We start from the raw sequence: 16,283 nt of genomic DNA, 5'->3' as shown, positions 1-16,283 counted from the left end.
ACCATTACGCTTTTTTATGCGCGGCTTTTTTACCGCCGCTGGCAGCGCGTTCGGCCTTAATTTTTTCCAGCAGCGCGGCGGCGCTGTTTTCACCGCTGATGAGATCCGGGTTTTCAGCACGCCACTGGGCGGTAAGCTCGCCGCGGAAGGCCTTCGCCAAGATCGACTGGGTGAGATTGTTGACGCGGGCTAAGGCATTGTTGACCTGCTTTTCAATGGTATCGGCGTAAGCAAAGAGCTGTTCGACGCGACGGACAATTTCGTGTTGTTCCGAAAGGGGCGGGAAAGTTATTTTAATTTTCTTTAGTAAAGAAGCTTTTATACCTTTTACGGTAGAGCCTGTAGCATTTTCATTCAATTGCTGCTGAAAAATACTAGATTGCATATATATAGATGCAAAAAATGAGTTAATGGGATCCTTAAATTGCAAACAAATTGCTCTTTGAGCAAGAGCAAATTTTCCTTCAATATTAATATTTGCAATATATCCCATAGGTGCTTCAGTTGTTATTAAAACATCACCAACACTGGGGATTCCTCTTGTCATCCATTTCTCATAGTCTGCTTCGGCAATATATTCTCTTGGTTCCTTAGAAATATATCCCTGCCTAATATTTTTAGCAGTTATCAAGGGGATACCACTATCCGTTTTAGTGGGTGTTTTCCCTCTATAATCTATGAATTTAGCTAACGTACCAAGTTCTAAGGAATCATATTGATACTCTTTGTTTTTTCTCCATGCATTCGTTAATGCGCCACTGACTGCTGCACTCAGCACCGCCTGACGAAAACGTTTCAGGATTTGTGGGATTTGCTCAAGACGTGCTTTGGTGCTCTCTACCTGTGCCAGCAGCGTATCAAGTTTTTCGGCGATGATTTTTTGTTCGAAAAATGGCGGGAGATTAATTGAAAGAGCCTTCAAAACTTCCAGACGTATTCCTTTTACCGTTGTACCGGTCCCTAAACTTTCGATTAGCTGCGCCTGCGAACGGTACCAGTGAATAAAGAAATTACGATCAACTCCGTTAGACAGGAATAACGCCTTTAAGTCTTGGTTAATTGCTGAATCAAAAGACGCTGTAACAATTTTACCCAAGCTCATACGAGTCGCAATAATCGGTGTCCCAGCAGGAATTATATTTGTACTGCTATTTTCTACTGCATCATTGGTAATATGGTCGATAGTATCTGTAAGGGTATGTTTATTCATATCCTTGACACTCATCCATGGAATATCCCCTTGATAATACTCAGGGATTGCTTTGCTTGGGGTACCTCCGCCAATAATAGTAAGGAGTATATTATCCAGTTCGCTTTTTACCCACCCTTCCGGCAATTTCCCTCCACTCATGCCTTCACCTCACCAAACGCTTCATTCAGCAACTGACGCTGTGCATCCGCTTCATCCCCCGCGCCCAGCTCGCGCATCAGCGCATCCAGCTCGCCCAGCGCCTGCACCAGCTCGCCCATCGCTTCTGCCGCCAGCACGTCCGGCTCCGGAAGACTGTCGGCGTCGATGCTGTCCTTATCTTTCAGCCAGGAGATATCCAGCGAATCAGATTTTGCGCTGCGGATCCATTCGCGGCTGAACTTACGCCAGCGGCTGGTGGCCTGGTGCTGGTCGGTGTTTTTGTTCTCTTCGCTGTCGGCGACTTCGCTCTCTTCGGCGTTAAAGCTCCACTCGCCTTCTTCACGCGGGCTTAAGCCGTGCGGATCTTCGCCGTAGACGGTTTCAAACGGCTGCAGGTGCTGCTCGGTGAACGGCGTGCGCTTGCCGAAGCTCGGCATATTGGTCCGCAGGTCATACACCCACACGTCGTCGGTGCAGTTTTTATCCTTATTCGGATTGGCGACCGTGCCTTTGGTAAAGAACAGCACGTTGGTTTTGACGCCCTGGGCGTAAAAGATGCCGGTCGGCAGACGCAGGATGGTGTGCAGATGGCATTTGTCCATCAGGTCGCGACGAATATCGGTACCCTTGCCACCTTCAAACAGGACGTTATCCGGCACTACCACCGCCGCGCGACCGCCAGGGTGCAGGGTTTCGATAATATGCTGCATAAAGCACAGCTGTTTATTGCTGGTCGGGTGCACGAAGGTGCGGGTAATGTTGGTGCCTGCGGCGCTGCCAAACGGCGGGTTGGTGGCGACAATATGCGCCTTCGGCAGGTTTTCACCGTCGCTGCCCAGCGTGTTGCCCAGACGGATAGCGCCGCCGTGGTCGAGGTTGCCTTCAATATCGTGCAGCAGACAGTTCATCAGCGCCAGACGACGGGTGCCGGGTACCAGTTCAAGCCCGATAAACGCGCGGTGGATCTGGAAATCCTGGGTGTCGCCATCAAGGTCATCCAGATCGTTAGTCTGTGACTTCACGTAACGGTCGGCTTCAATCAGGAAGCCCGCGGTCCCGGCGGCCGGATCCTGCACCACTTCGCGCGGCTGCGGCTTCAGCAGGTGGATAATGGTTTTAATCAGCGGACGCGGGGTGAAGTACTGGCCCGCGCCGGATTTGGTTTCGTTGGCGTTCTTCTGCAACAGCCCTTCGTACATATCGCCGAAGTCGTCGCGGGACTTGCCGTGGCTACCGTTGTACCAGTCCAGCGCGTCCATATAGCTGACCAGTTCAGTCAGCTGTTTGGGGTGTTCAATGGTGGTGCTGACATTATGAAACACCGCCTGCACCAGCTTTTGGTCATCCGCGCCAAGCTGAACCAGCAGGTTACGGTAGAACTGCATCTGATCCTGGCCAATGCGGGATTTCAGGTCATCCCAGCGGTAGCCTTCCGGCAGGTAGTCCGCTTCCTGGCCGGTCTCTTTACACATTTTCAAAAACAGCAGTGAGGCGAGTTCATTGACGTAGTTTTGATAGGAGACGCCGCCGTCGCGCAGGTTGTCGCACAATTTCCACAGTTTGGCGACCAGATCGTTATTGTTCATTGAAGATCCCATGTAAAACAGCGGCCCTTATCGGGGCCGCAGAAGAAGAAATTGCCGGGGATGATAACGCGTCAGGCGAGCTCATCCCAGATGTAATCGCTGAACTTATCCAGCACGCTGTCGAGGTTGTCGTCAAAGGTGCGCTGTAACATTGGCTTACCGCCGCGGCGGTAGAAATTGCCGGTTTTGAAAACGTCGTCGTCGAGCACCACTTTCTCTTTTAGCGCCTGCGCTAAACGGTCGAGCCAGCTTAGCTGTTCATCGCTCCAGTCGTTCTCGCCCTTGATACGTGCCAGCGCGTGATCGACACGCTCGTCGAACGGTTTGAGCGCATCGCCCACCGCCGCACGACGGATGTGGCCGATCAGCCGGGCGGCGATATCCTGATTGCGCGTTGCTTTCCATGCGCTGCGCAGGGAGGACTCTTCAAAATGCTGGCGGTCAAACCACTCCTGCAATTCCACCAGCCCTTTACGGGTGAGGTCGCGCGGACGATTGATCACCGCCTGCAGCGCAGGCTGGGCGTTAGGAGCGTGCTGCACCAGCGCATCGAACGCTTCGAGGAAATCCTGCGGCGTGTCGTAATCACCGTACAGCGATTTAACGCTCACCACCTCATCGTCAATATCGAGGAAAATAGGGGCCTCGCGCAGGGCGTTGATATCGGTTTTCAGCCTTTCGAGGCGCGCGATAAAGCCGGGAAGCTTATTGAAAATCTCGGCGCTCCAGTGCGGTCCTTTTTCCCGCAGGCGCGAGGCCAGGCCGCCGAAGTTGACGCCCGCGGCATCCAGACACAGCTCGTCCAGACGTCGGACCTGCTTATCCACCGTTTCGCTGCGATCGCGGTTATAGGTGGCGAGGCCGATGATTCTCTGCAGCTTAGCGACCAACTGTTCATGGCTGTGCTCGGCAAAACTGCGGCCATCCGCTTCAATGGTTTTGTAGGTTTCTGAGTCGGTAATTTCATTGACCAGCGTTTGCAGTTCCACCTGTGGACGCACAACCACCGGGCGCATGGTATCGACGCTTTCCAGCGAGCTGTAGATATCAACACAGTCGAAAATCTTAAAGCTGGTTTTCCCCACCGACGGGCACAGACGCGTGGCACGCCCCTTCATCTGCTCGTATAGAATGCGGCTTTTGACTTTGCGCAGGAACACAATATTACAGATTGACGGAATATCCACGCCGGTGGTCAACAGATCGACGGTGACCACAATATTGGGCAACCGCTCTTTGTTGAAGCGGACGATCATGCTTTGCACTTTCTTCGCGTCTTTATCGGCATCACCGGTGATCTTGATAATGGCGTCGTGTTCAAGCTGCGGATACTTTTTCTTAAACGCGGTGCGCAGCTCGTCAACCACCATGTCGGCATGGGCGTTGGTGACGCAGAACACCAGCGTTTTTTGCTGTCCGGTGGGATCCAGGTATTTGGTGAGCTCACCGCATACCGCACGGTTAAACGCCGGGATCACCAGGCCGCGGTTAAAATCGGCAACCTCAAAATCCTGATCGTCAGCCAGCGTATCGTTGATCAGCTCGCCTTGCGGGTTCAGGCGCTCCACCTGTTCGCCCTCGGAAAGATAGACCCCATCCTGCGCGTTACGTGTGACAATCTGAATGGGGGGATCCTGATCGATCAAGTAGCCGTCGATCACCGCCGTACGGTAGGTGTAGCGGTAAACCGGCTCGCCGAAAATATCTACCGTGTGCAGCGCTGGCGTGGCGGTCAGCGCAATTTTTACAGCATCGAAATGATCGAGAATGCGGCGGTAGGCGGAAACATAATCCAGCTGGCTTCGGAACTGCAGCTCGCCTTCGGTCTGCTCTTTATCAAGAATGTAGCCGCGATGTGCTTCATCGACGACAATACAATCGTAACGGCCGACCGGCATCGGTTCATCTGATTGCAGCGTGCGTTTAACCAGCGACTGAACCGTGGCGACGTGAATTTTGGTGCTGTCTTCCGGGAATTTATCAGTCAATCCTTTGATATCGAAAATGCTGTTAAAAGTGTCGCCGTTAATCCGTGTATCTTCAAACGATCCCAGCGCCTGCTCGCCGAGCGAGCGACGATCAACCAGGAACAAGACGCGTTTGAAACGCTGCGACTGGATCAGGCGGAACATCAGGGCAATGGCGGTACGGGTTTTACCGGTACCGGTCGCCATTGCCAGCAGGATCTCTTGTTGGCCGTTAACAATGGCCTTCTCTACCGCGCGAACGGCATCCTCCTGGTAATAACGCAGACCCAGTTCGCTCATTCCGGGGTTATCGGCAAACCACTGATTCTGTTTTTGCGGGTCGCTGCCCAGCATATCCAGCAGCTCTTCCGGGCGATGCCATTCCGGCAGCGCTTTCGACATATTGGTGGTGTGGCGGACGTCGCGATACCAGATACCGCTTTTGGTCTTCATTGCCGCGCGGTATTCACGCCCGTTGGTGGAGTAGCAAAAGGGGATTTTAAAACGCTGTGTGCCGCTGGTGTCCTGCCAGCTAATTTCGTAAGCAGGTACCGCTTCATGTACTTCATCAGGAGAGTAGTGTTCTAACAACGTGTCGCGTAAGAACGCGTTATCGAAGTATTTACTGTAGCGATACGATTCGTTGAGTTTGCCGGGAACATCGATATTTTTACGTTTTGCTTCGACCACTGCGATAGGCTTAAGGCCCACGAACAGAACATAATCCGCAAAACCTTGCTTCCCGGTTTCATCTTTGCCAGTTGGCCATTCGGCAATGGCTTTATTTACACCCGGTTCTGGACGCTCACCTTTGGAGAAACGTAACGTTTTACTATCGGCCTGCCAGCCCGCTTTACGCAGTTGGGCATCAATCAGGAAGCGGCTTTCTTCCTCGCTGAGATTCAGTGTGCGCTTGATAGCCTGGTCGGTAATCTCTTTATGATATGCCTTGCGTTCCTGTTCGGTTTGTTTTGCTAACTCGGCGTTTTTGGCGGCAAGTTGCGCTTCCAGTGCGGCCACGCGTGCTTTGGTTTGTGCTTCGGTTTCCTGCTGTTTGCCTTCGAGGACGGCAATGTAGCCGTTGAGTGCAATTAATCGTTGCTGCTGAGCTTCCAGTTCTGCCTGGCTTTGTACTTTTTCCTGTGTCTGCTGTTCCAGTTGCTGTTTGAGGGTGAGAACTTCGGCGTGGTAGCGATCCTCACCGTGCTCAGGCAGCACAAAAACCGGCACAGGAAAGTCGTAATCTTTGGTTACCAACCGGTAATACCAGACGGCAAGACGGAAACCCAGGCGCAGGCACATCTGAGCATCATCCAAATCATTATGGTATTCGTGGACGGCCTGGTTACCAATTCGGCGCAATTTATGGAATACAGAAAGGATGTTGTCATCAACAAAGGAAATTTTGCCCAGTTCACGCAGAAGATCGTGTTGATTCTCACAGAGGGGGATATCCAGCAGCAGGCCAAGGTGTTTAGCCGTCGCTTCGCCAAACATACGCATTTTCACCAGTGCGGTGTTGGGATCATCCGGGTAATTATTTTCCGCCGCACAGGCGATGGCATAGGTGAAATCGTTGACGCCCTTCAGGAACTCAAAATTGGATTTAGTCATCATTAGGTTTTAATCCATCGCTGTGCGAGCCTATCCATATATTTAAGGCTCATAACTCTTTATTTTAGCTTTCCACATCTTCCCGGGCAATGACCAACGTCACAGCAACTGACTAATTCTTAAGGGTTCGTCTATTTTGTAGTGTTGTACTAAACACAAAAAGTCCCAAACTCTTCAACCACGTCAGCTGACCATATCGAGCGCACACTTTTAAATTATAAAATCGATAAATAATTAAATCATTTCAACATATTACCATTATTCCCAAAATCAAACGGACTCACCCCCTTCTCCCGGTTCGCATCCAAATAATCAGCCCACCACTGCAGCATCAGTCTGCGTTCATCCAAGTGCTCCGCCTTATGGATATAAGCCGCCCGCACAGAGCTACGCTCCTGATGGCTCATCTGCCGCTCTACCGCATCCCTCGACCACAATCCTGATTCAATCAAAGAACTACACGCCATTGTCCTGAACCCATGTCCACAAACTTCCGTTTTCGTGTCATAGCCCATCACTCGCAGAGCTTTATTCACTGTGTTCTCACTCATTGGTTTACGGGGATCATGATCGCCTACAAAAATCAGTTCTCGATTCCCGCTCATTCTTTTGATCTTTTTCAGAATGGCGAGAGCCTGCCGCGATAAGGGTACAAGATGGGGAGTTCGCATCTTCGAACCTCGCTGAGAATGTTTAACACCTTCCAGCGGCTCACGCTCACCAGGAATCGTCCACATAGCCGTTTCAAAATCCACTTCTGTCCAGCGAGCAAAACGTAACTCGCTCGAACGGATGAAAACCAGTAACGTCAAATCCACAGCTAACCGCGTTAACGGCCTGCCGGTGTAGTTATCAATACGATGGAGTAACTCAGGAATGCGGTTGAGATCTAGCGCAGCGCGATGCTTTCGTTTAGCTGTTGCGATCGCACCAGAGATCTCTTGTGCAGGATTGTAATCAATTAAGCCGTTCTGTACCGCAAAGCGCATTATTGCCGTTGTTCGCTGTTGAAGACGCGCAGCCACTTCAAGGCGTCCTGACTTTTCCACTGCTTTAATTGGAACCAGTAAGTCACGAGTACCAATATCTTTGATATTTCGCTTCCCAACTGAAGCAAATAAATTGTCTTCCAGGCTTTTCAATACACGAGCACTGTGCGACTCAGACCACTTTTGATTGCTGGCGTGCCAGTCTCTGGCTACCACTTCAAACGTTATCGCCTCTTGCTCCAGCTCTACCTTAACGGCTTTCTTGTTCTCACTGGGATCGACGCCATTAGCTAATAGTTTACGGGCTTCATCCCGCCGTGACCTGGCATCCGCCAGCGAGACTTCGGGATATTTTCCCAACGCCAGCATCTTTTCTTTACCGCCGAAGCGATAACGCAACCGCCAGTATTTGGAGCCGTTAGGGTGAACCAGCAGAACCATGCCGTCGCCGTCAGTCAGTTTATAGGCTTTTGCTTCAGGCTTAGCCGAACGAACCTTCACATCACTCAGAGCCATGATGAGTATCCTTTCAAGGGTTCTGTGTGGGTACAAACATTATCGAACCGGGATATACCCGCAGTTGTACCCGCATCAGTAAGTTGATGTAGATTGAATCAGGTTGACTTAGGTTGAGTGAAAAAGCGAGGAAAGCCTTGCGGATACTGGATTTCAGACACAAAAAAAGACGTCCGTTGACGTCTATTGATGTTCCGATGGTGCCGAAGGCCGGACTCGAACCGGCACGTATTTCTACGGTTGATTTTGAATCAACTGCGTCTACCGATTTCGCCACTTCGGCACTGAAGAGGTATGCGGAAAACGTTGTGGATTATACCTGTAGCACGCAACCATGCAAGCGCTAGCGTGTGTCTTCTTCGTTAAGTGTCGAAAAAATCAGCATGCTTCTACCTCCCCCTCTTTTTAATCCCCCCTTCTGCAAAGCGACGCCGTTTTCCATGCTCTACACTTTTCTGATCAACACCACACTGAGGGAAACACGATGTCGATGATCAAAAGCTATGCCGCAAAAGAGGCGGGCAGCGAACTCGAACTCTTTGAATACGATGCAGGCGATCTCAAGCCGGAAGATGTCGAGGTACAGGTCGATTACTGCGGTATCTGCCATTCCGATTTGTCGATGATCGACAACGAGTGGGGATTCTCTCAGTATCCCCTGGTTGCCGGGCATGAGGTGATTGGTCGCGTGGCTGCTCTCGGTAGCGCGGCGCAGGGGAAAGGACTGAAGATCGGCCAGCGCGTGGGGATTGGCTGGACAGCACGCAGCTGTGGGCACTGCGATGCCTGTATCAGCGGTAATCAGATCAACTGCCTGGAAGGCGCAGTGCCAACCATTCTCAATCGCGGCGGTTTTGCTGAGAAGCTGCGCGCTGACTGGCAGTGGGTGATTCCACTTCCGGAGAGCATCGATATTGAATCCGCCGGTCCACTACTGTGCGGCGGTATCACGGTGTTTAAACCGCTGCTGATGCACCACGTCACCGCCACCAGTCGCGTCGGGGTGATCGGCATTGGCGGACTGGGACATATCGCCATTAAGCTGTTACATGCGATGGGGTGTGAAGTCACCGCCTTCAGCTCTAACCCGGCGAAAGAGAAAGAAGTGCTGGCGATGGGTGCCGATAAAGTGGTGAACAGCCGCGATCCGCAGGCATTAACGGCGCTGGCGGGCCAGTTCGATCTCATAATCAACACTGTCAATGTCGATCTCGACTGGCAGCCCTACTTCGAAGCACTGGCCTACGGCGGCAACTTCCACACCGTCGGCGCGGTGCTGAAGCCGCTGCCGGTCCCCGCGTTCACGCTGATTGCCGGCGATCGCAGCATCTCCGGTTCAGCGACCGGTACGCCATATGAACTGCGTAAGCTAATGAAGTTTGCCGGTCGCAGCAAGGTCTCGCCGACCACTGAACTGTTCCCGATGTCGCAAATCAACGAGGCAATCCAGCACGTGCGCGACGGTAAAGCCCGCTACCGTGTAGTGCTGAAAGCCGATTTCTGACGGTTTGACTCAGCGTCTCCCTGTTCATAGTGAGGCGCTGAGTCGCTCTCGTGCCTGGCGAAACGCCAGAACCGCCTGTTGACACTGCGCCGTCACGTTCTCAATATCATGATTAATGTCGATTCGCGCGATATCGGCTTCTTCCGCCAACGGGCATTCCAGCGCCTCAAATTGACTTTTCAACAAGCCAACCGGCATAAAGTGCCCTGCCCGGCGCTGCATCCGCGCCAGAATAATATCGTAATCGCCATCCAGCCAGAGAAAATGCACGTTAGGGCTACCCTTACGTAAAAAATCGCGATACTGTTTTTTTAATGATGAACACACAATAAATCCCGTCTCATTCTTTTTATAAAGACTATAAGACGCATCATTTAAACGTTCCAACCATGGCAGTCGGTCTTCGTCAGTTAACGGTATTCCCTGAGACATTTTATCAATGTTTTTGGCGGGATGGAGATCATCGCCGTCAATAAACTTCGCCGATAATAATGCCGCCACCTTACTACCAATTAACGATTTACCACTTCCTGAAACGCCCATCAAAATATAGCTTTCCCCAGCCATGTAAAACCCTCTGCGTCATATTCCATGGTGCGATACTACGCCTGCACAATCGGCAATTTCACGCTTTTTTATTTCCATAGATAAGAATTATAAAGCGCATCACGTTATGCGTAACATTGTAGTGTAACAATTTTCCAGTGTGACCAACATCACAAATAAGGACAATTAAAACCGCTTAAATGCACCGGAGATGAAGACCTGATCCAGTGAGGCATTTATGGAAGTGAAAACTCAATCCTGCGTTGTAGCGGGTAAGCGTTCTGTTGCCGTAACCCAGCAGAATATAGAATGGAATAATAAAGGCACGCTCGTAAAAATAACTCGAGGAGGAATTTGCGGTTCCGACTTACACTATTATCAGGAAGGCAAAGTCGGTAATTTTACCGTCAAAGCACCGATGATTTTAGGCCATGAAGTTATTGGTAAAGTGGTCCATAGCGATTCAGAAAAATTACGCGAAGGACAGTCAATTGCCATTAATCCGTCGAAGCCATGCGGTCATTGTAAATACTGTCTTCAGCATGAAGAAAACCAGTGCACAGAAATGCGCTTTTTTGGCAGTGCGATGTATTTTCCGCACGTCGACGGCGGTTTTACCCAGTTTAAAACGGTCGATACCGCCCAGTGCATTCCTTACCCGGAACAGGCGGACGAAAAGGTCATAGCCTTTGCTGAACCGTTGGCCGTAGCCATCCATGCCGCACATGAGGCAGGCGATCTACAGGGTAAGAAAGTGTTTATCTCCGGCGTCGGCCCCATCGGTTGCCTAATCGTCAGCGCAGTGAAAACGCTGGGTGCGGCGGAAATCGTCTGTGCTGATGTCAGCGCTCGCTCCTTATCGCTGGCGCACCAGATGGGAGCCAATACGCTCATTAACCCCCAACAGGACTCGCTCGACGAGTGGAAAAAAGAGAAAGGCTACTTCGACGTTAGTTTCGAAGTCTCGGGGCATCCCTCCTCCATCACCACCTGTCTGGAAGTCACTCGTGCAAAAGGGGTGATGGTGCAGGTCGGTATGGGCGGTGCCGTTCCGGACTTCCCGATGATGATGCTGATCGGCAAAGAGATCGCCCTGAAAGGCTCGTTTCGCTTTACCACCGAATTTAACACCGCAGTCTCCTGGCTGGCGCATAACGTTATCGATCCGCTGCCGCTGCTGAGTGCGGAATATCCGTTTACCGACCTGGAACAGGCCTTGATTTTCGCCAGCGACAAAACCCAGGCGGCGAAAGTTCAACTCGTCTTTGAGAATGAAAAATAAGGAACAACATCATGAAAGATCTTTTTTCACTGGCAGGTAAAAATATTCTGATCACCGGCTCCGCCCAGGGGATCGGTTATTTACTGGCAACGGGCCTTGGCCAGTATGGCGCGCAGATTATCGTTAACGATATTACGTCGGAACGGGCAGAAGCCGCCGTCGCAAAACTACAGCAGGAAGGGATCCGCGCCGTTGCCGCGCCTTTTAACGTGACGCATAAACAAGATATCGACGCCGCGATTGACCATATCGAAAAGGATATTGGCCCAATAGATGTGTTGGTCAATAACGCCGGGATCCAGCGCCGTCACCCGTTTACCGAATTCCCGGAGCAGGAATGGAACGACGTGATTGCAGTCAACCAGACCGCTGTATTCCTCGTCTCCCAGGCGGTAACCCGCCGGATGGTGGAGCGCCAGGCCGGGAAAGTAATCAACATCTGCTCGATGCAGAGCGAACTGGGTCGCGACACCATCACACCGTACGCCGCCTCAAAAGGCGCCGTGAAGATGCTGACTCGCGGTATGTGCGTTGAACTGGCGCGCCATAACATCCAGGTTAACGGCATCGCGCCGGGGTACTTCAAAACAGAGATGACCAAAGCGCTGGTTGAAGATGAAGCTTTCACCTCATGGCTGTGCAAACGTACGCCTGCCGCCCGCTGGGGCGATCCGCAGGAGTTAATTGGCGCAGCGGTATTCCTCTCCTCCAAAGCCTCGGACTTCGTCAACGGACACCTGTTGTTCGTCGATGGCGGCATGCTGGTCGCGGTGTAATCACTGAACCACCCTACGCAGCGCGCAAGCGCTGCCTTTTTGGCACACATAAGAGATAAGATTATGCCATTAATCATAATTGCGGCAGGCGTCGCGCTGCTTCTGGTCCTGATGATTGGCTTTAAAGTCAATGGCTTCATCGCCCTGGTTCTGGTCGCCGCCGTCGTGGGATTCGCCGAAGGGATGGACGCACAGGCCGTTTTACACTCCATCCAAAACGGGATCGGCGGCACGCTCGGCGGGCTGGCAATGATCCTCGGTTTTGGCGCAATGTTGGGGAAATTGATTTCTGACACGGGGGCCGCGCAGCGAATCGCCACTACTCTGATCGGTACGTTTGGTAAAAAGCGCGTGCAGTGGGCGCTGGTCGTCACCGGACTGGTCGTCGGGCTGGCGATGTTCTTCGAAGTCGGCTTTGTTCTGCTGCTGCCATTAGTATTTACAGTGGTAGCCTCATCCGGTTTGCCGCTGCTGTACGTCGGCGTGCCGATGGTCGCCGCCCTCTCGGTCACTCACTGCTTCCTCCCGCCGCATCCGGGGCCGACTGCCATTGCGACGATTTTTGAAGCCAGTCTCGGCACCACGCTGCTGTACGGATTCATTATCACCATTCCTACCGTGATTGTCGCAGGCCCGCTGTTTTCAAAACTGCTGACCCGCTTTGAAAAAGCGCCACCGGAAGGGTTGTTTAACCCACACCTGTTCACCGAAGAGGAGATGCCGTCCTTCTGGAACAGTATCTTTGCGGCGGTGATCCCCGTCATACTGATGGCCGTTGCTGCCGTCTGTGAAATTACGCTGCCCAAAACCAACTCAGTGCGGGTATTCTTTGAGTTTATCGGTAACCCTGCCGTCGCGCTGTTTATCGCCATCGTGCTGGCGATATTCACCCTCGGTCGACGCAATGGCAGGACGATTGAACAGATCATGGATATCGTCGGTGACTCTATCGGCGCCATCGCCATGATTGTGTTTATCATCGCCGGTGGCGGCGCGTTTAAACAGGTTCTGGTGGACAGCGGCGTGGGCCAGTATATCTCGCACCTGATGACCGGCACCTCGTTGTCGCCGCTGCTGATGTGCTGGACAGTGGCCGCATTACTGCGTATTGCGCTGGGATCGGCGACCGTCGCCGCGATCACGACCGCAGGCGTAGTACTGCCGATCATTAACGTCACCCATGCCGATCCAGCGTTGATGGTGTTGGCAACCGGGGCCGGTAGCGTAATCGCTTCGCACGTAAACGATCCGGGATTCTGGCTGTTTAAGGGCTATTTTAACCTCAGCGTCGGTGAAACGCTGCGGACGTGGACCGTGATGGAAACGCTGATTTCAGTTATGGGGCTACTGGGCGTGCTGGCGCTGAATGTGGTTCTGCATTAAGGCGTGATCAACCACCGGGGGGCATTGTCGTCGCCGCTCCCCGGTACCGGAGAGAAGATGAGGAACCACAGAATTTCTTTGCAGGACATTGCCACGCTGGCGGGCGTGACCAAAATGACGGTGAGTCGCTATATCCGCTCGCCGAAAAAAGTCGCAAAGGAAACTGGCGAGCGTATCGCACAGATCATGGAAGAGATTAACTATATCCCGAACCGTGCGCCTGCCATGCTGCTTAACGCGCAAAGTTACACGCTTGGTGTGCTCATTCCGTCCTTTCAGAACCAACTCTTCGCCGACATTCTTGCCGGCATCGAATCGGTAACATCCGACCACAACTACCAGACGCTGATTGCCAACTACAACTACGATCGTGAATCAGAAGAAGAGTCGGTGATCAATTTGCTCTCCTACAATATCGACGGCATCATTCTTTCCGAGAAGTATCACACTTTGCGTACGGTGAAATTCCTGCGCTCAGCTGCCATTCCCATCATCGAACTGATGGATATTCAGGGCGATCGTCTGGATATGGAAGTCGGGTTTGATAACCGTCAGGCGGCATTTGATATGGTCAGCACCATGCTGGATAAACGCCAGCGGCGTAAAATTCTCTATCTCGGTTCGAAAGACGATATCCGAGATGAACAACGTTTTCGCGGCTATTGCGACGCGATGACACAGCGAAACCTGACGCCTCTGCGCGTTAACCCGAAGGCGATCTCGTCGATTCGTCTGGGCATGCAGCTGATGCGCGACGCGCTAGTTGCCCACCCGGATTTAGACGGTGTGTTTTGCACCAATGATGATATTGCGATGGGTGCGCTGCTGTTCTGCCGGGAACGTGAACTGTCCGTACCTGAACACGTCTCCATTGCTGGTTTCCACGGCCTGGAGATGGGGCGACAGATGATCCCGAGCCTTGCCAGCGTTATCACACCCCGCTTTGACATCGGCCGCATGGCAGCGCAGATGTTGCTGAGTAAAATCAAAAACAACGACCACAATCACAATACGATCGATTTAGGATACCAGATTTACCACGGCAATACGCTATAAGTGATTTTCTCTCCTCCACGCATATTCTCTTTCATCGACATTGCCTATACTCGACGCAGGATAAATGGAGGAATTCTCATGAGCGCACCCTTGCTGATTGCCCGCACGCCGGACACAGAACTGTTTTTACTCCCCGGTATGGCGAACCGCCACGGGCTGATTACCGGGGCGACCGGGACCGGGAAAACCGTCACGCTGCAAAAGCTGGCGGAATCGCTGTCAGAAATCGGCGTACCGGTATTTATGGCCGATGTGAAAGGGGATTTAACGGGGGTCGCCGCTGAGGGACAAGCTTCCGAGAAGCTGCTCGCCAGGTTGAAAAATATCGGTATTACCGACTGGCAACCGCACAGCAACCCGGTGGTGCTGTGGGATATCTTCGGCGAAAAAGGACATCCGGTTCGCGCCACGGTCTCTGACCTCGGGCCACTATTGCTGGCGCGTCTGCTGAATCTTAACGAAGTACAGTCCGGCGTACTGAACATTATCTTCCGTATTGCCGATGACCAGGGTCTGCTGCTGCTGGATTTCAAAGATCTGCGAGCTATCACGCAATACATCGGCGATAACGCCAAATCCTTCCAGAATCAGTATGGCAACATCAGCAGCGCCTCGGTCGGCGCTATCCAGCGCGGACTGCTGACGCTTGAACAGCAAGGCGCAACGCACTTCTTTGGCGAGCCGATGCTCGACATCAAAGACTGGATGCGGACCGATGCCACTGGCAAAGGGATCATCAATATTCTCAACGCCGAGAAGCTCTACCAGATGCCAAAACTCTACGCTGCCAGTCTATTGTGGATGCTCTCCGAGCTTTACGAGCAGCTACCGGAAGCCGGCGATCTGGAAAAACCAAAGCTGGTCTTCTTCTTCGACGAAGCACATCTGTTGTTCAACGACGCCCCGCAGGTGCTGCTGGATAAAATCGAGCAGGTGATCCGCCTGATCCGTTCGAAAGGCGTCGGCGTCTGGTTTGTTTCGCAAAACCCGGCGGATATTCCGGATAACGTACTCGGTCAGTTGGGCAATCGCGTGCAGCACGCCCTGCGCGCCTTCACGCCGAAAGATCAGAAAGCGGTGAAAACCGCCGCACAGACCATGCGCGCCAATCCGGCGTTTGATACGGAGAAAGCGATTCAGGAACTGGGCACCGGCGAAGCGCTGGTTTCATTCCTTGATGCCAAAGGCAGTCCATCGGTCGTCGAGCGGGCGATGGTTATTGCACCGTGCTCACGGATGGGGCCGGTGACGGATGATGAGCGCAACGGGCTGATTAACCACTCTCCGGTTTACGGTAAATACGAAGACGATCTGGACCGTGAGTCCGCGTTTGAAATGCTGCAAAAAGGCATACAAGTGGCAACTGAACAACAGAGTAATCCCCCCGCGAAAGGTAAAGAAGTGGCCGTTGACGACGGTATTCTTGGCGGTCTGAAAGATATTCTGTTCGGCACTACCGGACCACGCGGCGGTAAAAAAGATGGTGTGGTGCAGACAATGGCGAAAAGCGCCGCCCGTCAGGTGACCAATCAAATCATCCGCGGGGTATTAGGCAGCCTGATGGGTGGAAGAAGACGCTAGGCATTATGCCGCAGTTTGCCGGATGGCGGCGTAACCGCCTTATCCGGCCAACAAGAGATGACAACTTACGCATCATAATTCGCGAGTAGGCCCGATAAGCGCAGCGCCATCAGGCACTGCGCCAGAACGTGC

General features: G+C 52.5%; 11 protein-coding genes and 1 tRNA gene. 6 read left to right on the top strand and 6 right to left on the bottom strand.

Translation table 11 applies throughout. The annotated features are described in order from the left end of the window. Positions 1-4: 4 nt before the first annotated feature. The 5 genes from KE671_RS01770 to KE671_RS01750 form a co-directional block, all read right to left on the bottom strand. Positions 5-1,351 (bottom strand): restriction endonuclease subunit S, encoded by a 1,347-nt coding sequence (locus tag KE671_RS01770; RefSeq protein WP_206161460.1) that lies wholly within the window; start codon positions 1,349-1,351, stop codon positions 5-7. Next, a complete protein-coding gene (hsdM, locus tag KE671_RS01765) occupies positions 1,348-2,937 on the bottom strand; it encodes an N-6 DNA methylase (protein ID WP_206161459.1) in 1,590 nt (529 codons plus the stop codon). The genes KE671_RS01770 and hsdM overlap by 4 nt, the downstream gene beginning before the upstream one ends. 71 nt (positions 2,938-3,008) lie before the next feature. Beyond that, the gene (gene hsdR, locus KE671_RS01760) at positions 3,009-6,521 is read right to left on the bottom strand and encodes a type I restriction-modification system endonuclease (protein ID WP_206161458.1); all 3,513 of its coding nucleotides are present in this window, start codon (positions 6,519-6,521) and stop codon (positions 3,009-3,011) included. A gap of 236 nt (positions 6,522-6,757) precedes the next feature. Further along, positions 6,758-8,023, bottom strand: a complete 1,266-nt coding sequence (locus KE671_RS01755) for a tyrosine-type recombinase/integrase (protein ID WP_064396536.1) — start codon at positions 8,021-8,023, stop codon at positions 6,758-6,760. Positions 8,024-8,221: 198 nt separating this feature from the next. After that, positions 8,222-8,306, bottom strand: a tRNA-Leu gene (locus KE671_RS01750). A 201-nt stretch (positions 8,307-8,507) separates the two neighbouring features. Here KE671_RS01750 and ahr point away from each other — a divergent pair. Beyond that, complete coding sequence (gene ahr / locus KE671_RS01745) at positions 8,508-9,527, top strand: NADPH-dependent aldehyde reductase Ahr (protein WP_206161457.1); 1,020 nt, start codon at positions 8,508-8,510, stop codon at positions 9,525-9,527. A gap of 24 nt (positions 9,528-9,551) precedes the next feature. On the opposite strand, the gene idnK is transcribed toward ahr, so the two are convergent. Continuing rightward, entirely contained in the window at positions 9,552-10,094 is a 543-nt protein-coding gene (gene idnK / locus KE671_RS01740) for a gluconokinase (protein ID WP_044264649.1), read from the bottom strand. A gap of 217 nt (positions 10,095-10,311) precedes the next feature. Here idnK and idnD point away from each other — a divergent pair, with 217 nt between their 5' ends. The 5 genes from idnD (at position 10,312) to KE671_RS01715 (ending at position 16,151) form a co-directional block, all read left to right on the top strand. Further along, positions 10,312-11,355 carry an L-idonate 5-dehydrogenase gene (gene idnD / locus KE671_RS01735; RefSeq protein WP_206161456.1) on the top strand — a complete coding sequence of 348 codons (1,044 nt, stop codon included), beginning with the start codon at positions 10,312-10,314 and terminating at the stop codon, positions 11,353-11,355. An 11-nt stretch (positions 11,356-11,366) separates the two neighbouring features. Further along, the gene (gene idnO, locus KE671_RS01730; protein WP_206161455.1) at positions 11,367-12,131 is read left to right on the top strand and encodes a gluconate 5-dehydrogenase; all 765 of its coding nucleotides are present in this window, start codon (positions 11,367-11,369) and stop codon (positions 12,129-12,131) included. A gap of 63 nt (positions 12,132-12,194) precedes the next feature. Beyond that, positions 12,195-13,514: a gluconate:H+ symporter gene (idnT, locus tag KE671_RS01725; protein WP_206161454.1), complete on the top strand. Its 1,320-nt coding sequence runs from the start codon at positions 12,195-12,197 to the stop codon at positions 13,512-13,514. Between the two features lie 57 nt (positions 13,515-13,571). Further along, positions 13,572-14,570, top strand: a complete 999-nt coding sequence (idnR, locus tag KE671_RS01720) for a DNA-binding transcriptional regulator IdnR (protein WP_206161453.1) — start codon at positions 13,572-13,574, stop codon at positions 14,568-14,570. A gap of 78 nt (positions 14,571-14,648) precedes the next feature. Then, positions 14,649-16,151, top strand: coding sequence for a helicase HerA-like C-terminal domain-containing protein (locus KE671_RS01715; RefSeq protein ID WP_206161452.1), 1,503 nt, complete (start codon positions 14,649-14,651; stop codon positions 16,149-16,151). Positions 16,152-16,283: the final 132 nt, after the last annotated feature.

The organism is Citrobacter amalonaticus (assembly GCF_018252635.1).
Lineage (GTDB): Bacteria > Pseudomonadota > Gammaproteobacteria > Enterobacterales > Enterobacteriaceae > Citrobacter_A > Citrobacter_A amalonaticus_E.
This window is presented reverse-complemented; position numbering and strand designations above follow the sequence as displayed.